General features: G+C 74.7%; 18 protein-coding genes. 8 read left to right on the forward strand and 10 right to left on the reverse strand.

Features of this window, described 5'->3' with window-relative positions:
• Position 1 precedes the first annotated feature (1 nt).
• Together IF73_RS0125440 and IF73_RS0125445 are read left to right on the forward strand one after the other, a co-directional pair.
• On the forward strand, positions 2-634 hold the full coding sequence (locus tag IF73_RS0125440; RefSeq protein WP_031012012.1) for a carbonic anhydrase: 633 nt from the start codon (positions 2-4) through the stop codon (positions 632-634).
• Positions 631-1,275, forward strand: coding sequence for an L-threonylcarbamoyladenylate synthase (locus IF73_RS0125445; RefSeq protein ID WP_031012014.1), 645 nt, complete (start codon positions 631-633; stop codon positions 1,273-1,275). Before IF73_RS0125440 ends, IF73_RS0125445 begins: the two co-directional genes overlap by 4 nt.
• Positions 1,276-1,360: 85 nt before the next feature.
• Here the strand turns inward: IF73_RS0125445 and IF73_RS0125450 are convergent, their stop codons facing one another.
• The gene (locus IF73_RS0125450) at positions 1,361-2,581 is read right to left on the reverse strand and encodes a S8 family peptidase (protein ID WP_031012016.1); all 1,221 of its coding nucleotides are present in this window, start codon (positions 2,579-2,581) and stop codon (positions 1,361-1,363) included.
• A gap of 486 nt (positions 2,582-3,067) precedes the next feature.
• On the opposite strand from IF73_RS0125450, the gene IF73_RS0125455 reads away from it, so the two are divergent.
• Positions 3,068-3,682, forward strand: coding sequence for a hypothetical protein (locus IF73_RS0125455; RefSeq protein ID WP_051717290.1), 615 nt, complete (start codon positions 3,068-3,070; stop codon positions 3,680-3,682).
• A gap of 7 nt (positions 3,683-3,689) precedes the next feature.
• Here IF73_RS0125455 and IF73_RS0125460 read toward each other — a convergent pair whose 3' ends face one another.
• The 4 genes from IF73_RS0125460 to IF73_RS0125475 all read right to left on the reverse strand — a co-directional run bounded on the left by IF73_RS0125460 (position 3,690) and on the right by IF73_RS0125475 (position 6,874).
• Complete coding sequence (locus tag IF73_RS0125460) at positions 3,690-4,100, reverse strand: RidA family protein (protein WP_031012020.1); 411 nt, start codon at positions 4,098-4,100, stop codon at positions 3,690-3,692.
• Between the two features lie 73 nt (positions 4,101-4,173).
• Positions 4,174-4,956, reverse strand: a complete 783-nt coding sequence (locus IF73_RS0125465; RefSeq protein WP_051717292.1) for a DUF6193 family natural product biosynthesis protein — start codon at positions 4,954-4,956, stop codon at positions 4,174-4,176.
• A gap of 26 nt (positions 4,957-4,982) precedes the next feature.
• Positions 4,983-6,326 (reverse strand): MFS transporter, encoded by a 1,344-nt coding sequence (locus tag IF73_RS0125470; protein ID WP_031012024.1) that lies wholly within the window; start codon positions 6,324-6,326, stop codon positions 4,983-4,985.
• Between the two features lie 188 nt (positions 6,327-6,514).
• The gene (locus IF73_RS0125475) at positions 6,515-6,874 is read right to left on the reverse strand and encodes an ArsR/SmtB family transcription factor (RefSeq protein WP_031012026.1); all 360 of its coding nucleotides are present in this window, start codon (positions 6,872-6,874) and stop codon (positions 6,515-6,517) included.
• Between the two features lie 276 nt (positions 6,875-7,150).
• Between IF73_RS0125475 and IF73_RS0125480 the strand changes: the two genes are divergently transcribed.
• Positions 7,151-7,555, forward strand: coding sequence for a hypothetical protein (locus IF73_RS0125480; protein ID WP_031012028.1), 405 nt, complete (start codon positions 7,151-7,153; stop codon positions 7,553-7,555).
• Positions 7,556-7,628: 73 nt separating this feature from the next.
• On the opposite strand, the gene IF73_RS0125485 is transcribed toward IF73_RS0125480, so the two are convergent.
• Together IF73_RS0125485 and IF73_RS0125490 are read right to left on the reverse strand one after the other, a co-directional pair.
• Positions 7,629-8,843: a GNAT family N-acetyltransferase gene (locus tag IF73_RS0125485; protein WP_031012030.1), complete on the reverse strand. Its 1,215-nt coding sequence runs from the start codon at positions 8,841-8,843 to the stop codon at positions 7,629-7,631.
• A 144-nt stretch (positions 8,844-8,987) separates the two neighbouring features.
• On the reverse strand, positions 8,988-9,419 hold the full coding sequence (locus IF73_RS0125490) for a VOC family protein (RefSeq protein WP_031012032.1): 432 nt from the start codon (positions 9,417-9,419) through the stop codon (positions 8,988-8,990).
• A 436-nt stretch (positions 9,420-9,855) separates the two neighbouring features.
• On the opposite strand from IF73_RS0125490, the gene IF73_RS0125495 reads away from it, so the two are divergent.
• Complete coding sequence (locus tag IF73_RS0125495) at positions 9,856-11,436, forward strand: carbohydrate-binding protein (protein WP_031012034.1); 1,581 nt, start codon at positions 9,856-9,858, stop codon at positions 11,434-11,436.
• A 30-nt stretch (positions 11,437-11,466) separates the two neighbouring features.
• Here the strand turns inward: IF73_RS0125495 and IF73_RS0125500 are convergent, their stop codons facing one another.
• From IF73_RS0125500 to IF73_RS0125510, 3 genes are all read right to left on the reverse strand, one after another.
• The gene (locus IF73_RS0125500) at positions 11,467-12,123 is read right to left on the reverse strand and encodes an HAD family hydrolase (protein WP_199806714.1); all 657 of its coding nucleotides are present in this window, start codon (positions 12,121-12,123) and stop codon (positions 11,467-11,469) included.
• A 59-nt stretch (positions 12,124-12,182) separates the two neighbouring features.
• A complete protein-coding gene (locus IF73_RS0125505; protein WP_031012038.1) occupies positions 12,183-13,577 on the reverse strand; it encodes an NAD(P)/FAD-dependent oxidoreductase in 1,395 nt (464 codons plus the stop codon).
• Between the two features lie 141 nt (positions 13,578-13,718).
• Positions 13,719-14,585, reverse strand: coding sequence for a PaaX family transcriptional regulator C-terminal domain-containing protein (locus tag IF73_RS0125510; RefSeq protein WP_420706583.1), 867 nt, complete (start codon positions 14,583-14,585; stop codon positions 13,719-13,721).
• A 237-nt stretch (positions 14,586-14,822) separates the two neighbouring features.
• On the opposite strand from IF73_RS0125510, the gene IF73_RS0125515 reads away from it, so the two are divergent.
• The 3 genes from IF73_RS0125515 to IF73_RS0125525 are packed head-to-tail and all read left to right on the forward strand — an operon-like array spanning position 14,823 to position 18,156.
• Positions 14,823-15,734: an SDR family NAD(P)-dependent oxidoreductase gene (locus tag IF73_RS0125515; RefSeq protein WP_037880455.1), complete on the forward strand. Its 912-nt coding sequence runs from the start codon at positions 14,823-14,825 to the stop codon at positions 15,732-15,734.
• Positions 15,735-15,745: 11 nt separating this feature from the next.
• A complete protein-coding gene (locus IF73_RS0125520; RefSeq protein ID WP_031012044.1) occupies positions 15,746-16,615 on the forward strand; it encodes an amidohydrolase family protein in 870 nt (289 codons plus the stop codon).
• 11 nt (positions 16,616-16,626) lie between these two features.
• The gene (locus IF73_RS0125525; RefSeq protein ID WP_031012045.1) at positions 16,627-18,156 is read left to right on the forward strand and encodes an acyl-CoA synthetase; all 1,530 of its coding nucleotides are present in this window, start codon (positions 16,627-16,629) and stop codon (positions 18,154-18,156) included.

Raw genomic sequence — 18,156 nt, forward strand, 5'->3', positions numbered from 1 at the left:
CATGCCCAGAACTTCTCCGGCCCTTGCTCTCGACGCGCTCCTCGAAGGCAACCGTCGCTTCGTCTCGGGCACGCCCGAGCACCCGAACCAGGACGCCGCCCGCCGCACCGAGCTGGCCCCCGGCCAGGACCCGTTCGCCGTCATCCTCGGCTGTTCCGACTCGCGGCTCGCGGCCGAGATCATCTTCGACCGGGGGCTCGGCGACCTGTTCGTGGTCCGCACCGCCGGTCACGTCATCGGCCCCGAGGTCCTCGGCAGCGTCGAGTACGCGACGAGCATCCTCGGCGCGCGGCTCGTCGTCGTCCTCGGCCACGACTCCTGCGGCGCGGTCGCCGCGGCCCGCGCGGCCGTCGAGGAGGGCTTCACGGCCGGCGGCTTCGTCCGGGACGTGGTGGAGCGCGTGACGCCGAGCATCCTGGCGGCCAGGACCGCCGGCCTGACGGCGGACAGCGACATCATCGACGAGCACATCCGGCACACCGTGGACCTGCTCCTGGACCGCTCCCGGCTGCTGTCCGACCAGGTCGCGGCGGGCGAGACGGCCGTCGTCGGACTCGGCTACCGGCTGGACGAGGGCAGCGCCCGCCTGGTCACCACGCGGGGCGTCGTCGCACCGGAGGGCACCCCGGTATGACGACCCGCTTCGACTGCGCCGACCCGGCGGCCCGCGCGGCGGGCCTCGCCGAGGCAGCGGGCGCGGTGCGCCGCGGCGAGCTGGTGGTCCTGCCGACGGACACCGTGTACGGCGTCGGGGCGGACGCCTTCGACCCGAAGGCGGTCGCCTCGCTGCTGGCCGCGAAGGGCCGCGGCCGCCACAAGCCCTCCCCCGTCCTGGTCGACTCGGCCGCCGCCCTCGGTGAACTGACCGACGAACTCCCCGACGCGGCCCGGGCGTTGGTCGACGCCTTCTGGCCGGGCGGGCTGACCCTGGTGGTCCGTCACCGCGCCTCCCTGGACTGGGACCTGGGCGAGACCGGCGGCACGGTGGCCGTCCGGATGCCCGACCACCCGCTGACCCTGGAGCTCCTCGCGACCACGGGCCCGCTGGCGGTCTCCAGCGCCAACCTCACGGACCACCCGTCACCGCAGGACTGCGACGCCGCCCAGGCGATGCTCGGCGACACGGTGGCGGTCTACCTCGACGGCGGCCGCACCGCCGGCGCGGTGTCGTCGTCCATCGTGGACCTCAGCGGCGAGACGCCGCGCCTGGTCCGCGACGGCGTCCTCCCGGTCTCCGAACTCCGCGCGCTCGTTCCGGACCTGATCGTCCCCTGACGCACGGCTCGCATGCCTGGATCGAACGACCGCGCCCCGGGGCCCCTGAGGGGCCGCCGGGGCGCGGTCGTCGTGGTGTGGCGGGTTACGGGACCAGGCGGAGGAGGCGGTTCGGGGAGCCGTTGCCGGGGGTGGTGACCTTGTCGGGGGTGGCGCCGTTCACGAGGGCGGTGGCGACCTGGGCGGGGGTGGCGGAGGTGTGGCCGGCGAGGTAGACGGCGGCGGCGCCGGCGACGTGCGGGGTGGCCATGGAGGTGCCGGAGATGGTGTTGGTCGCCGTGTCGCTGGTGTGCCAGCCGGCGGTGATGGAGACGCCGGGGGCGAACAGGTCGAGGACGGCGCCGTAGTTGGACCAGCTCGCCTTGGCGTCGGTGTTGCTCGTGGCGCCGACGGTGATGGCCTCGGTGACCCGGGCGGGCGAGGTGTTGCGGGCGTTGACGCCGGAGTTGCCGGCGGCGACCGCGTAGGTGACGCCGTCCGCGATGGAGCGCTTGACCGCGTTGTCGAGGGTGGTGGAGGCGCCGCCGCCGAGCGAGAGGTTGGCGACGGCGGGGGCTCCGGCGGCGTGGTGGGAGGTCACCCAGTCGATGCCGGCGACGACACCGGCGGTGGTGCCGGAGCCGTTGGCGTCGAGGACGCGGACCGCGACGACCTTGGCGGCCTTGGCCACGCCGTAGGTGGAGCCGGCGATGGTGGTGGCGACGTGGGTGCCGTGGCCGTTGCCGTCCTGCGCGACGGTGTCGCCCTCGACGGCGTCGTAGCCGTTGACGGCCCGGCCCGCGAGCTCGCCGTGGCTGATCCGTACGCCGGTGTCGATGACGTACGCGGTGACGCCGGCGCCGGCGCTGTCCGGGTACGTGTACGTGCCCGAGAGCGGCAGGGCGGCCTGGTCGATGCGGTCGAGGCCCCAGGGTGCGTTGGTCTGGGTGGCGTCCGCGCGGACGATCTGGTTCTGCTCGACGGTCGCCACCGCCGGGTCGGCGGCGAGGCGGCGGGCGGCCGCGGCGTCGAGGGTGACCGTGTAGCCGTTGAGGGCCGCGCCGAAGGTCTTGCCGACCTTGCCGCCGTAACCGGCTATCAGACCGCGGCCCTTGGCGGAGCCGGCGGCGAAGCCGGCGTCCGGCTTGAGCGTGACGAGGTAGCTGCCGGCCACCGCGTCGGGCGAGCCCGCGGCGAGGACGACGCCCTCGGCGGGGGCGGGGGCGGCCTGCGCCGGGGCCACGGTGAGGCCGGTGGCGAGCGCGGCGACGGTGGCGGCCGAGGCGATGAGCGCCCGGCGGGCGGTGCGGTTCGCGGGGAGTGCCATGGTGAGGGATTCCTCCTCTTGGCGTGGCGCCCGGGGTCGGGCGTCGCGGCGTGGGGGTCGCGTGCGGTCGCACGCACCGCCGGGGCGGGGGCCCCGCTCGGCGTGAGCAGCAGCCTGCGCCGCAACGGCCGGACGGATCAAGAAAGTTGACCCCTTGTCATGCATCCGACACATGATGGACATGGAGACTCCGTCGATCCCCTGCCGAACCCCCATGAACCACCCCGCCCGCACCGCCGTCACGATCCGGCCGCGACCCTCCGGGACCGGCCACCGGACGGCACCGCACGAAAGCCGGACGGCCGGGGGAGGGATCGCGGGGGGGCCGCCGGGGGAACGCGGGGGAGGGATCACGGGAGGACCGCCGGGGGAACGCGGGGGGGCCGCCCGGGGGACCGCGGGTCCGCGAGGGGGCCGCGGGGGACCCCGGGAGCGCCCCTCCCCCGCGGGGCCCGTCGTGATCCCCGCGTGCGCGATGATCGGGGCATGCACGAGAAGAGCCCGTCGGACACCGGCGCCCCCGCCCTCCCCCCGTATCAGGAGGGGCTGCGCCGGCGCCTCCTCGACGCCCCGGTCGTCCCGGCGCCGGCGCCGTGGCGGAGCGTGTTCGGCGGATACGCCGCCGTCGGCGGGCTCACCGGCGTCGGCTTCGGCGTGGACCCCGTCGGCGGGCACGACCTGGTGATGGTCGTCTCCTCCCAGGGGTACGGGGTCTTCGACTGCGTGACGGGCGAGCGGATCGCGCGGGACCGGGACCCCGAGGACGACGGGCCCGACGGCACGCCCGACCTGTCGTGCCCCTGGATCGGGCCGCTCACCGGCCGACGGGCGCGTATCGCCGGACTGTTCGGGGGCGGGCTGCACAGCACCAGCGGCGACGGCTGGACCGTGGACGTCGAGGCCCCCGACTGGCCGAACCACCGGATCCTGCTGTCGGACAACGGCGGGAACTGGCACCGGCCGCCGCACACCGAGGGCTGGTGGCACGTCCACCACTCCACCTGGTCGACGCTGCGCGCCGCCGGCTTCTCCCCTACGGGGCAGACGCTCGCGGTCGCCACCTCCAGCGACCTGACGCTGTGGACGCGCCGGCCCGCGTGAGGAGCCGTCAGGCGTCGAGGACGGCGGCGACGGCCTCGATCTCGACCAGCTGGTCGTGGTACCCGAGCACCGTGACGCCCATCAGCGTGCTCGGCACGTCGTGGGCGCCGAAGGCGTCCCGTACCACCTCCCAGGCGGCGACCAGGTCGGCCTGACGGGTCGTCGCGACGAGCACGCGGGTGCTGATGACGTCCTCGATGCCGGCGCCCGCGTCCTTCAGCGCCGTCCGCAGGTTCTCGACGCAGGCGGCGGCCTGCCCGGCGACGTCGCCGACGGCGACGGTCGCGCCCTCGGCGTCGAGCGGGCAGGCGCCCGCCAGGAAGATCAGCCGGGCGTCGGCCGGCGCGGTCGCCGCGTACGCGTACTCGGCGACGTCGGAGAGGGAGGAGGAACGGATCAGGGTGACGGCGCGGGGCACGGGGATCCTCTCGGCTGCGGGTGGCGGTGACAGGGGCCGCACCCGGCCCCCGTCACGGGAACGTCCCACCCTGTCAGGCTTCCGTCGCCGCCTCGACCTCGTTTTCCGCGCCCCGGCGGGCATCGCCGTACCGCACCGGCCCCAGCGCCTCCGGCAGCAGCCGCACCGCCTCCGCGACCGCCTCCCGGGCGGTGGCGAACGACCGCCCCGGATCCGACATGAGGCGGCGCAGCCGGTAGCCCCCCTCCCCGGTGCAGTACAGGCTCGGACCCACGACGTCCAGGGCCGGACGGGTCGCGGTGGAGAAGCGCAGAGCCCAGTGGCTCGTGAAGGGGTACAGCGCCCTCAACCGCGGTTCGGCGTACGCCGCTTCGACCAGGTCCCGGTGGGCGTACGCCCAGGGGGTGTCGAGTTCGGCCGCCTCCGTGCGCAGGTACCGCCACTCGGACTCCACCATGCGTGCGGGGTCGGGCTCGACCAGCTCCAGGTGGCCGGTGGGGCGGACGGAAGGGGCCGCCGCGTGGATCTCGTCCGGCGTCCGGCCGTCGTACCAGGCGCGGAGCGCCCGCGCGACCTGGTCCAGGTCGTCCGTCACGCCGTGGACGAGGGGCAGGTCGAGGAGCGGTACCCCTGCCCCGACCGACCACTTCCGCTCATGGGCCCGGGCGGAGACGCGCATCGCGTCCCGGTGCGGCAGCACGCTCCCACACGTGGCGCTGGTGAGCGGCCCGTCGTCGGGCGAGGTCAGGGGTACGTCGTCGAGGGCGCCGTCCGCGACCGCGCGGAGCGCGGCGGCGAGGCTGCCGGCGGCGGCGATGTCGGGGTACAGGACGGCGGGTTCGGGAGGCGTCGGCATGGCGCCGATTCTCCCTGGTCCGCGCGTCAGCCGGTGGGGGTCGGCCAGTGGCGGTGGAGGGCGTCGATGCGGAAGGTGTGGACGTGCCGGTGGTCCGGGCCGGTCGCGGTGGCCATGTGGGGGTGACCGGCGGGGAGTTCGGGGTGCGTGTGCTCCAGTTGCTCCGGGTCGCCGCGCGGCCAGAGCCGGGCGGCGGCGACGGCGGCGGCCAGGGCGACGGCGGTGAGGGCGGCGGCGGAGACGGCGGTCCCCGCGCGGGCGGCGAGCCAGCCGGCCAGCGGGTACGTCAGCAGCCAGCATCCGTGCGAGAGGGAGAACCGGGCGGCGAAGACGGCGGGCAGGTCGGCGTCGGCCGCGGACCGGCGCAGCAGCCGGCCGCCGGGGGTGAGGACCGCCGAGGTGGCGGCGCCGAGGCAGAGCCAGACGGCGAGCAGTGCCGGCCAGGCGGCCGCCCGGTGCGCGTCGGCCCAGCCGGAGGCGAGTCCGGCGGTCAGCAGGCCGAGCGCGGCGGCGAGGACGGCGGCGGCGGGCAGCATGAGGGCCCGGTCGCCCGTCCGGTCGAGCAGGCGCGGCAGGAGCAGGGCCACGGCCATCGAGCCCGCCCCGTACGCGGCGAGGGCGAGGGACACGTCGCCGGGCGGCCGGGCCAGCCCGTCCTGGACGAGGACGACCGTGTCGACGAGGACCGCCGCGCCGGCCGCGGCGACGGCGAGGTCGAGGGCGAGCAGGGCGCGCAGCCGGGGCGTGGCGAGGAGGAGCCGGACGCCGAGGATCCGCTCGGCCGCCGGCCCCGGCCGGTCCTCCGGCGGGAGGCGCAGGGGGAGGACGAGGAGCGCGGAGAGGAGGAACCCGGCCGCGGTGCCGGTGAACAGCCATCCGTACGGCACGAGGGCGAGGAGGGCGGCGGCCAGGACGGGGCTGGCGAGGCTCTCCAGGTCGTAGGCGAGCCGGGAGAGGGCGAGCGCCCGGGTGTAGTCGCGCTCCTCGGGCAGGACGCGCGGGATGGTCGCCTGGAAGGCGGGGGTGAAGACGGCGGAGGCGGCCTGGAGCAGCAGGACCAGCGCGTACACCTGCCAGACCTGGTCCACGAACGGCAGGACCAGCGCGGCGAGCAGCCGTACGAGGTCGGCGCCGACGAGCAGCGCCCGGCGCGGCACCCGGCGGGCCAGCGCCCCGGCGAGCGGGGCCAGACCGACGTACGCGGCCATCTTGAGCGCGAGCGCGGTGCCCAGCACGGCGGGCGCGTGCCCGCCGGCGAGGTCGTACGCGAGGAGGGCGAGGGCCACGGTCGCCAGGCCCGTGCCCGTGAGGGCGACGACCTGGGCCAGGAAGAGGTGCCGGTACGTGCGGTCGCGCAGGACGGACAGCATGGGGACGCCCTCGGTCGGCTCGGGTGCGGTCCCCTTCACCGTAGCCGACATGTGCATGTGTGCGCACATGACGATTACGAAACGGCGGGAAGCCGCGCCTGGACCCCGTGCGGTGCCCGTCGCCTCAGACGTGTCCGTCGTGTTCATACGTGTCCGTCGTGTCAGACGTGTCCGTCGCGTCCGTCGCGTCAGTCGTGCCAGGGCTCCCCCGTCACCACATGGTCGGCCCGGTTCAGGGCCTCGACCACCAGCCGCTTGAGATGCCCGTCCGGCAGCGCGTACACCACCCGCCGCCCGTCCTTCCGGGCCTGGACGAGCCCGCCCAGCCGGAGTTTGGCGAGGTGCTGGCTGACCGCCGGCCGCGCCGCCCCGCACGCCTCCGTCAGCGCGCCGACGTCGGCCTCGCCCCGCGTGAGCAGCCAGAGCAGCTGCAGCCGGGTCGGGTCGCTGAGCAGCCCGAACACCTCGGCCGCCGCCGCGAGCTCGGGCGCCCCCGGCGTCCGCGGATGGACGGGGGACACGACCTGTTCACGTACGGGATCCGCCATGGAGCCATCGTAGGGAGACGGGCGGGGCTGTTCAGGCCGTGGGGGCGCGGGCGCGGTGAGGCGCGGGCGCGGGCGCGGTGGGGCGCGACCGTGGGCGCGGGGAGGGCGTGGCCTTCGGTGCGGTGGGGGCGTGGCCTTCGGTGCGGATGCCGCACGCCGCCTGTCCGGGTGCCGGGACGGGTGACCGATCCGTGGACCGGTCGTGCGCGGGGGCGGGCTCTCGGGTGAGGATGCTGCGGACGGCCGGGACGTGGCCGGGAGCGAGGAGAGACGACGATGACCATCGAGTGGCGCTACACCATCCACCCCGGCCTCGGTGTGCTCTCCTTGGCCGGCTTCCTCGGCCAGGAGGCCGTGGGGCGGTTCCAGGGGGCCGTCGGCTGGGCGCTCGCCCGCGGCACCGGCCCCGTGGTCCTCGACCTGACCGGACTGCGCGGCTGGTCCGACGGCGGCCGGCTCGCCGTGTCCGAGGCCGCATCGCGGCTGGCCGCCGAGGGGCGCGGGCTCGAACTGGCCGCCGTGCCGGGGAGCGGGGCGGGTGGCGCGCCGGACGGCGGCTTCGCCGACGGGCCGGTGGCCATCGCGGTGCACGGCGACCTCGCCGCCGCCCTCGCCGCCCACCGGGACCGGGGTGTCGAGGAACGCGCGTGGCGCAGCGACGCCTGGCCCGAGGGCGGCTGAGAGGGCCGACTGCCTGGCCGGGGGCAGCTGGGACAGAGGGCGGCCGAGGCCGAGGCGGCCGAGGGCGCCCCGGTCAGAACCAGTGCAGGCAGTGCGGCGGGCGCTCCGTGCGGAAGAGGGCGTCGGCGAGACCGGCCGCCTCCGGGTGATGGGCGCGGACGTGGCCCGCGCCCACGAGGGTGCTGGGGGCCGTACCGCCGAGGTAGACCGAGCCCAGGTCGCTCACGTCCAGGGACAGGTCGGGGCCCCGGTCCGTCGGGACGCAGTCGGCCTTGCCGTCCCGGACGGTCAGCAGGTGGCGGCCGCGCTCACCGAGGAACGGGTCGTGGACGTCGAGGACGAGCTCGCCGTCCGTGAGCCAGCCGCGCGCGGTCAGCGCGCGCGGGACGTCGAGGATGCGCACCCACAGCCAGTCGGTGTCGTTTCCCACCTCGGCGGCCCGGTAGTCCGCGAAGCGGTGGCGCAGTGGATGGGCGGGCGGGACGTGCTTGAAGACGACCTTCTCGACCAGGTCGTGGTCGAGCGCGAAGCGGGCCAGCTCGGCGAAGACCGCGTCGTCGGCGGTGATGATCTCGTCGACCGTCAGCGTCCCTCCGTCGAGGGAGTACGAGGCGTACCCGTCCGGGTTCCCTTCGGCGTCCCGGTGGACGGCGACGTGCCGCGGCGCCTTCGCGACCGGCGGCTGCCCCGCCCCGAGGGCCCACCAGCGGGGCGGCCGGGAGAGCGCACCGGGCCGGGCGCGGCGGTAGCGGTCGTAGACCTCTTCGAGGACGGCGCCGCCGTCGGCCCGCCGGACCAGCTCGACCGAGCCCGCCGGGGCGGGCGCCGTCGCGCGCGGGGCCGCGAACGCGCTCTGGTGGCGCTGTACGGTCATCCGCTGCGTGGAGGTCGCCGGTCCGTAGCCGAACCTGCGGTAGATGAGGGCCTCGGAGGCCAGCAGCACCGAGAGGATCTCGCCCCGCGCCCTCAGCTCGGTGAGCTGGTGCCGCATCATCGTGCTGAGCACGCCCTGGCGCCGGTGCGAGGGCAGGACGCCCACGGCGGTCACACCGGACACCGGGACGACGGTCTCGCCGGGCAGGGTGAGTTCGAAGGAGTACGCGCCGGCGGTGCCGACGGGGCGCCCGTCCGGGGCGACCGCGAGGAGGTTGCGCTCCATCTCCAGGGCCGACCACCAGACACCACCGCCGTCTGCGCCCGGGGTCTCCGGGAAGCGCCCGAACGCGGCGTGCAAGGTGTCGACGAAGACACCGAGGTCCTCGTCGGTCGTGGGACGGATCTCTACCACTACGGCTGCCTCCTCGTGCCGGCCCCACGGCTCCGTGGCGCCCGCATCAGTGCACCGCCGCCCTGCGACCCGGTCAAACGAATTAGGAGGTGGGGGCGCTGACGGGGCGACACGCGGAGGCGCGGTGCGTGCGCCCGGCCAGGCTCAGTCGAGGCAGAACTCGTTGCCCTCGACGTCCCGCATGTTGATGCAGGACTCGTTGACACCGTCGGCGTACAGCGTCAGGTCGTGGACGGCGCCGAGCGCGACCAGGCGCGCGCACTCCGCCTCCAGGGCGGCCAGCCGCTCCGCGCCCACGAGCCCGGTGCCGGCCCGCACGTCGAGGTGCACCCGGTTCTTGACGACCTTGCCCTCGGGAACGCGCTGGAAGTAGAGCCGCGGCTCGTCGCCCACCGGGTTGATCGAGGCCCAGTCCGCACCCCGGCGCCCGGGCTCGGCGTCGTCGAACTCCTCCCAGGAGGCGAACCCCTCCGGCGCCGGCGGCGCGTCGTGACCGAGTACGGCGCACCAGAAGCGCGCGACCCGCTCCGGTTCGGCGCAGTCGAAAGTGATTTGAAGCTTCTTGATCGACGACATCGGGCCATCATAGGTCGGCGCTTCCGAGGGCTCCGGGCATTTTTCGCCCAGGCCGGGCCGGCCCACGGCGGTCCGGAGGCGGTCCGGAGGCGGTCCGGAGGCGGACCGGTGGCGCGTAGCAGACGCTCAACTACCGCTACGGGAAACACGCTTGAGTCGCGCTCCCGGCGCTGCCCCCACCACCCGTCCCCGCGACCGGAGTCGGCCCGGTCCCCCCTCGCCAGGGCGACGACCCCGAGGGCACGCCCCCGACGCCGCACCCTCGCACCCCCCGCGGCGCCGGACAGCAACCCCCACCCCTCGTTCATATTCCTGAACACCCATCACGTACCCGCATATTGACGCGTCTCCGACACTCCCCCTAGCGTCGGCGCCAGCACGCCAGAAAGCGCTTTCTCGCCTGTGTCCGAGCCGCTTCCCCCACCAGGAGACACCGATGCGCACCCCTTCCCTCGCCGTGAGCGTGGGCCTCGTCGCCGGCACTCTCGTCGCACTGTCGACCGCCGGCGGCGCCCAGGCCGCGACCGTCCGGTACGAGGCCGAGAGCTCGCCCGCCGTCTGTACCGGGACGATCGACTCCGACTGGACCGGGTTCTCCGGCAGCGGGTTCTGCAACGGCACCAACGCCACCGGCGCGCAGGCCCAGTTCAGCGTGTCGGCGCCCGCCGCCGGGAGCGCGACGCTCACCGTGCGGTTCGCCAACGGGTCGACCACCGCACGCCCCGCCGACGTCGTGGTCAACGGGACGACCGTCGCCGCCGCCTCCTCGTTCGAGTCCACGGGTACGTGGACGGGCTGGACGTCCCGGACGTTCACCGTGCCGGTCGCGGCCGGCGCCAACACCGTCCGGCTCGTCCCGACGACCGCCGCCGGTCTGCCCAACATCGACTACGTCGAGCTGGCCACGGCCGACTCCCCCGCCCCCTCCGGCCCCGCCCTCTACGTGTCGCCCGCCGGGACCGCGGGCGCCTCCGGCACCCAGGCCGACCCGACGACGCTCGCCTCCGCGATCACCCGGATCGGCGCCGGTGGCACGATCTACCTGCGCGGCGGTACGTACGCGCACTCCACGACCGTCACCGTCGCCGCGGGCAACAACGGCACCTCCGCCGCCCGCAAGACGATCGCCGCCTACCCGGGTGAGACGCCGGTCCTCGACTTCTCCGCGATGGCGGAGTCCTCGTCCAACCGGGGGCTCGCCCTCAACGGCAACTTCTGGCACGTGAAGGGCCTGATCGTGCAGCGCGCCGGCGACAACGGCATCTACGTCGGCGGCAGCGACAACGTCATCGAGCGCACGGTCACCCGCTTCAACCGGGACACCGGCCTCCAGCTCGGGCGGATCGGCTCCACCACCCCGCGCGACCAGTGGCCGGCCCGTAACCTCATGGTGAGCGTCGAGTCGCACGACAACGCCGACGCGGCCGGCGAGAACGCGGACGGCTTCGCCGCGAAGCTGACCACGGGGCCGGGCAACGTCTTCCGGTACGCGGTCGCCCACCACAACATCGACGACGGCTGGGACCTCTACACCAAGCCCGACACCGGCCCGATCGACCCGGTGACGATCGAGTACTCCCTCGCCTACACCAACGGCACCCTCTCCGACGGCACGGTGAACGCCAACGGCGACCGCAACGGCTACAAGCTCGGCGGGGAGTCGATCGCCGTCGACCACGTCGTGCGGCGCAGCATCGCCTACCGCAACGGCAAGCACGGCTTCACCTACAACAGCAACCCGGGCTCGCTGAAGGTCTCCGAGAACATCTCGGTCGACAACGCGCAGCGCAACTTCACCTTCGAGGCGGGTACGTCGGTGTTCCGGGGCAACACGTCCTGCCGCAGCACGAGTTCGGGCACCAACGACAAGCTCGTGGGCGACGTGGACGGCACGAACCAGTTCTGGTCCGGTACGAACGGCTCGCGGTGCGCGAACCACAGCGGCGCCCTCGGCTGGTCGTTCGCCTCGAACGGTTCGCTCGTCGCCACCTTCGGGGGCCGGCCCGTCACCTGGTAGGCCGCGAACCGCCCGCCCGTGCCCGCCCGTTCAGGAGCGGGCGCGGGCGCGCAGTTCCCTGCCGAGGGCGTACGCGGCCCACAGGTCGTCGCCCTCGTACCCGGCGCCGGCCAGTGCGCGCAGCGCCGGGGAGGCGTTGACGGCGACCGTGTGCCGCAGGACGAAGAACAGCGGCACGTCGGAGCCGGAGTCGCCGTAGGCGACGCAGGAGTCCCGGTCGATGCCGAGGGCGGTGCGGAGGCGGTCGACGGCGGTGACCTTGTCCTGGGGGACGAGGATCCTGGCGGGGTCGGGCGCCGCGCGGAACGGGGGCGGCGGGAAGCCGGAGGCCACCACCTCGTCGACGCCGAGGCCGCGGAGCCGGTCGGCGAAGAAGTCCGGCGACATCGTGACGACGACGGCCCGGTCCCCCCTCTCCCGGATGTCCGCGAGGACGTCCGGGAGCCCGCCGATCCACGGGGCCCCGTCGAACGCCTCCGCGACGACGCCCGGGGTCAGCTCCCGCCACAGCCCGTGCAGGGCGGCGGCGAAGCCCCGGGTGTCGATGCTCCCGGCGGCGAACTCGCCCTCCAGTGCGCGGAGTTCGTCCAGACAGCCGAGCCGGGCGGCGATCTCCAGGCTGGCCGAGGTGTCCCTCAGCAGCGTGCCGTCCATGTCGAAGACGTGCAGCAGCCGTCCGTCCTCCACCGTGCCTCCCCGGGTCCGGGGATCAGCGTACGTCGCGGGCCGGGGCGGGGTGCTCGGGGTCAGCTGCCGAAGCCGAGGCCGAGGCGGTCGAGGGTGCGGAGCCACAGGTCGCGGCGGCCCTCGTTGCGGTCGGAGCGGGTGAGCGAGCGCTGGGTGAGACCGATGCCGATCGCGCGGGCCGGCTCGGGCGGGAAGGGCAGCGGCTTGCGGCGGACGAGTGCGAGGGAGGTGCGCTCGGTGCGGGCGCCGGCCAGCAGGTCGAGCATGACCTCGGCCCCGAAGCGGGTGGCGCCGACGCCGAGGCCGGTGAAGCCGGCGGCGTACGCCACCTTGCCGTGGTGGCTGGTGTCGAAGAAGACGCAGAAGCGGGTGCTGGTGTCGATGGCCCCGCCCCAGGCGTGGCTGAAGCGGACGCCCTCCAGCTGCGGGAAGGTCCGGAAGAAGGTGCGGGCCAGGGTCGCGAAGGTCTCCGGGCGCCGTTCGTTCTCGGCGCTGACGCGTCCGGCGTAGCGGTAGACGACGTCGTAGCCGCCCCACAGGATGCGGTTGTCGGCGGAGATCCGCACGTAGTGGAAGTGGTTCGCGGGGTCGGACCAGCCCTGGCGGTTCTTCCAGCCGACGGCGGCGAGCTGGTCCGCGGTGAGCGGTTCCGTCATCAGCGCGTAGTCGTAGACGGGCACCGTGTAGAGCCGGTGGCGGCGGAGCAGCGACGGGTAGGCGTTGGTGGCGAGGGCGACGCGAGGGGCGGTGACGCGGCCGTAGGGGGTGCGGACGGCGACGACGGCGCCGTGTTCGTCGAGGGAGAGGCCGGGAGTGTGCTCGTGGATGCGGACGCCGAGGTCGAGGCAGGCCCGCTTGAGGCCCCAGGCGAGGCGGGCCGGGTTGACCATGGCCGTGTCGCTCTTGTTCCACAGGCCGCCGAGGAAGGTCGGCGAGTCGATCTCGGCTCGGACGGCGTCGGCGTCGAGGAGGGTGGTGGTGGCGCCGTACCGTGCGGCGGTCTCGGCCTCCTCGGCCAGCCAGGGCAGCTGGTGGGGCTCGGTGGCGACGGTGAGGGAGCCGGTGCGCTCCCAGTCGCAGTCGATGCCGTACCGCTCGACGGCGTCCTCCATGGCCTGCAGGTTCTCGCGGCCGAGGCGTTCGAGGGTGGCGATCTCGTCGGGCCAGCGGTCGAGGCCGTTGCCGAGGCCGTGGGTGAGGCTGGACTCGCAGAAGCCGCCGTTGCGGCCGGAGGCGGCGTGGCCGATCTCCGTGCCCTCGATGAGGACGACGTCGGTGGCGGGGTCGCGTTCCTTGGCGACGAGCGCGGTCCACAGGCCGGCGTAGCCGCCGCCGACGACCAGGAGGTCGCAGGTGGTGCCGCCGACGAGGGCGGGGGTGGCCCGGGGGCGGCGGGGGTCGTCGAGCCAGAACGGCTTCGGTTCGGCGTCCCGCAGGGAGGTCAGGTGGTCCATGGGGGTGTCCTTCGGATCGCGGAGGAGCCCGGTCGCGGGGCTCCTTCCGAGGTGCCGCCCATGAGACCGGGCCGCGCCCGGCAAGGTCAATGGTGTTGACGTAAGGCGGCCGCCGAGGGCCCGGGAGGGGCCGCCGGCGGTTCAGCCCCGCGGGTCCCAGCGGTCGAGGAGCCCCTCCGCGATGCGGCGGGCGCCGGGGTCGTACCGCTGCGCGAGGGTGCGGAAGGTGCGCTCGGCGGCCTCGGCGGGCCACTCCTCGGGGAGGTGTTCGGCGGGCAGGTACGGGTCGCGGCGGACGAGTTCCAGCCAGTCGGTGTGGAGCAGCAGTTGGCGGCCGAGGTCGTCGCGGGCGTCGGCGGAGGCCGGTGCTTCGCCGTCCCAGCGGGCGAGGAAGGCGCGGTATCCGGCGGCGACGGCGTCGAGGTCGAAGGCGGTACGGAGCAGGGCGCCCGCCTCGGTCGGCGCGGCGGCCTGCCCGTGGAAGGCCCTGATACGGTCCCCGAGCCCGAGCTCCGCCGCGAGGGGCGCGACGTCGACGCGGCCGGGGGCGGCCCACAGGCCGCTCTGGAGCGGGCCGAAGCCGGCCCAGACGAGCCGGGAGCGCAGGTCGTGACGCTCCCGGCGCCAGGATTCGGGGAGCGAGAAGCCGACGAGGGTCCAGGTGCCGTCCCAGGTCCGGTTGACGGCGCCGGTGCGCCGGACGCGCTCCTCGCCGTCGGCGAGCACGGCGGCGGCGCGGTCGGTGAGCGAGAAGTACATGCGGCGGCCGCGGCGGTGCCGGTCCAGGAGTCCCCGCCCGACCATGCGGGTCAGCGTGGAGCGGACGGCGTCCTCGCCGACGTCGGCGCGGGCGAGGGCGTCGATGACACCGGCCGAGGAGAGCGCGGTGCCGGTGCCGAGCACATGGATGCCGAAGAAGCTCAGCATCAGGGACTGGGGGCGGGGCGCGGAGCCGCGGCCGCCGGTGTCGGGCTCGGCGTCCGGGGTGCGCCGAGGGGCGGGTGGGATCACGGGGGACAGCGTAGGGGGGCGGGTTCCGGGCGCGGAGGCCCCGGCAGAAATATTCGGCACTTTATTGACCGCAGACGGGAAGTTGCCTAACTTTGGCGCCGCCGGTGCGTGTGCGAGGCGGCGATCCCGCGCCCCGCCCCCGGCGACCCTCGACTCACGGGAAGGACCCCGTCCATGACCTCTCCTCAGGTGAATCCGGTGCATCCGGTGCGCCCGGCGGACCCGACAGACCCGGTGAATCCGGTGGATCTCACCGGCAAGGTGGCCGTCGTCACCGGCAGCGGCCGCGGCCTCGGCCTCGCCTACGCCCGTTCGCTGGCCGCCGCCGGCGCAGCCGTCGTCGTCAACGACGTGGACGCCGAGGCCGCCGGCGCGGCGGTCAAGGAGATCACCGAGGCGGGCGGCCGGGCCGTCGCCGAGGTGGTGCCGGTCGGCTCGACCGAGGCCGCCGAGGCGCTCGTCGCCCGGGCCGTCGACAGCTTCGGCCGGATCGACACGATGGTCACCAACGCGGGCGTGCTCCGCGACCGGGTGCTGTGGAAGATGACCGACGACGACTTCGACACCGTCGTCCAGGTCCACCTGCGCGGCACCTTCACCTGCGTCCGCGCCGCCGTCGAGCGCATGCGCGAGCAGGGCGACGGCGGCCGGATCGTCGTCGCCGGCTCCCCCGCCGGACAGCGCGGCAACTTCGGCCAGACCAACTACGCCGCCGCCAAGGCCGGCATCGCCGCCATGGTCCGCACCTGGGCGATGGAGCTGGGCCGCGCGGGCATCACCGCCAACGCGGTCATCCCGGTCGCCGCGACCGCCATGACCAAGACCGTCCCGGTCTTCGCCCCGCACATCGAGGCCCTGGAGCGGGACGGCACGCCGTTCCCGGACAGCCTGCGCAAGGGCGAGGGCTTCGGCACCCCCGAGGACGTCGCCGGCCTGGTCGCCTTCCTCGCCTCGGACGCCTCCGCCGGCGTCACCGGCCAGTGCATCGGCATCGGCGGCGACAAGCTCGCCCTCTGGTCGCACCCGCAGGAGATCGCGGTGGCGTACGCGGACGGCGGCTGGAGCGCGGACGCGATCGCCGCCGCCTGGCCGGTCTCCGTCGGCCGCGCCCCGGAGACCTACGGCATCCCCGCCCCGGTCCTGTGAGCGGCGCCGTGATGGACCTCGACGCGCTCGTCGCCATCGACATGCACGCCCACGCGGAGGTGTCCGCGAAGGGCGCGGCGTCGCTCTCGGCCGAACTGGACGCCGCCGCCGGCGCGTACTTCAAGGCGGAGCACCGGCACCCGACGCTCCCGGAGATCGCCGCGTACTACCGCGAGCGGTCGATGGCCTGCGTGGTCTTCACCGTGGACGCGGAGTCGACCACCGGCACCGAGCCGGTGCCGAACGAGGAGATCGCCGAGGCGGCCGCCGAGAACCCGGACGTCATCATCCCGTTCGCCGGCGTCGACCCGTACAAGGGCAAGGCGGCGGTTCGTCAGATCCGGCGGCTCGTCAACGAGTTCGGGGTCAAGGGCGTCAAGTTCCACCCGAACCTGCAGGCGTTCCACCCCAACGACCGGATGGCCTACCCCCTCTACGAGGCCATCGAGGACGCGGGCGCGATCGCGGTCTTCCACACCGGCCAGACCGGCATCGGCGCGGGCGCGCCGGGCGGCGGCGGGATCCGGCTGAAGTACTCGAACCCGATGGACGTGGACGACGTCGCCGCCGACTTCCCGGGCATGCGGATCGTCCTCGCCCACCCGTCCTTCCCCTGGCAGGACGAGGCGCTGGCGGTGGCGACGCACAAGCCGAACGTGTACATCGACCTGTCCGGCTGGTCGCCGAAGTACTTCCCGCCGCAGCTGGTCCGCTACGCGAACAGCCTCCTGCAGGACAAGGTCCTGTTCGGCTCGGACTATCCGCTGCTCACGCCGGACCGCTGGCTCGCCGACTTCGCCGGGCTGCCGCTCAAGGACGAGGTGCGACCGAAGATCCTGAAGGACAACGCGGCCCGTCTGCTCGGCCTCACCACCACCTGAGGGAGGACGCCATGCGCAACCAGGGCATCGGCTCCTGGCCGGCCCGCCGGAACCGCAGGAGCCCCCGCCGGACCGCCCTCGTGCACGAGGGCCGTTCGCTCGACTACGCGACGCTGCACGACCGCTCCACCCGCCTCGCCCACGCCCTGCGGGGCGCGGGCGTGGAGCGCGGGGACCGGGTCGCCTTCCTGGGCCCGAACCATCCGGCGTACCTGGAGACGCTGTTCGCCGCCGGGCTCCTCGGGGCGGTCTTCGTGCCGCTCAACACCCGCCTCGCCGCAGCGGAGTTGGCGTACCAGCTGACGGACTCCGGCAGCCGGGTGCTGGTGCACGCCCGGCAGCCGGAGGAGAAGGTGGCCGGACCGGCCTCGGCCGCCGGGACCGCCACCCTGCTCTCCGTCGAGGGCGAGGGGCCGGGCCTGGTGTACGAGGAGCTGCTCGCCGCCGCGCCGGCGGAGCCGCTCGACGAGGAGGTGGGGCACGACGACGTCTGCCTGATCATGTACACCTCGGGCACCACGGGCCGGGCGAAGGGCGCCGTCCTCACCCACGGCAACATCGTCTGGAACAGCCTCAACGTCGTCGTCGACACCGACGTCGCCGCCGATGAGGTGGCCCTCGTCGGCGCCCCGCTCTTCCACACCGGCGCGCTCGGCATGAGCTGCCTGCCGACCCTCCTCAAGGGCGGCACGGTGGTGCTGGAGTCGGCCTTCGACCCGGAGCGGGCCCTGCGCCTCATCGGGCGCCACGGCGTCACGGCGCTCTTCGGGGTGCCGACGATGTACGACGCGATGGCGGCCGCCCCCGGCTGGCGGGAGGCGGACCTGACCAGTCTGCGGCTCCTGCTGTGCGGCGGGGCGCCCGTCCCGAGCCGGACCGCCCGCGCCTACCTGGAGCGGGGGCTCGCCTTCGTCCAGGGGTACGGCATGACCGAGGCGGCGCCCGGCGCGCTGATCCTGGACCGTGCCGACTCGGCGCGCCGTGCCGGCACGGCGGGCGTCCCGCACTTCTTCACCGACGTGCGGGTGCTGCGCGAGGACGGCTCGGAGGCGGCGCCCGGCGAGAAGGGCGAGGTCGTGGTGGCGGGGCCGAACGTGACCCCCGGCTACTGGAACCTGCCGGAAGCGACCGCCGCGGCCTTCCGCGACGGGGGGCGTTTCCGTTCGGGCGACGTCGCCACCGTCGACGCCGACGGCTACGTCACGCTCGTCGACCGCCTCAAGGACATGATCATCTCGGGCGGGGAGAACATCTACCCGGCCGAGGTCGAGGAGGCCCTGCTCCGGCACCCGGACGTCGCCGAGGCGGCCGTCATCGGCGTCCCCGACACCCGCTGGGGCGAAGTCGGCCGCGCGGTCGTCGTCCCGCGCGCCGGGACCTCCCCGACCGCCGAGGAGCTGCTCGCCCACCTCGGGGGCCTGCTGGCCCGCTACAAGATCCCGCGGAGCGTCGTGCTCGCGCCCGAACTGCCCCGCAACGCCACCGGAAAGCTGCTGAAGGGCCCCATCCGGGACCACTACGGCAGCTCCCCCGCCCACTGA

This window comes from Streptomyces sp. NRRL F-5727, assembly GCF_000719555.1.
GTDB lineage: Bacteria > Actinomycetota > Actinomycetes > Streptomycetales > Streptomycetaceae > Streptomyces.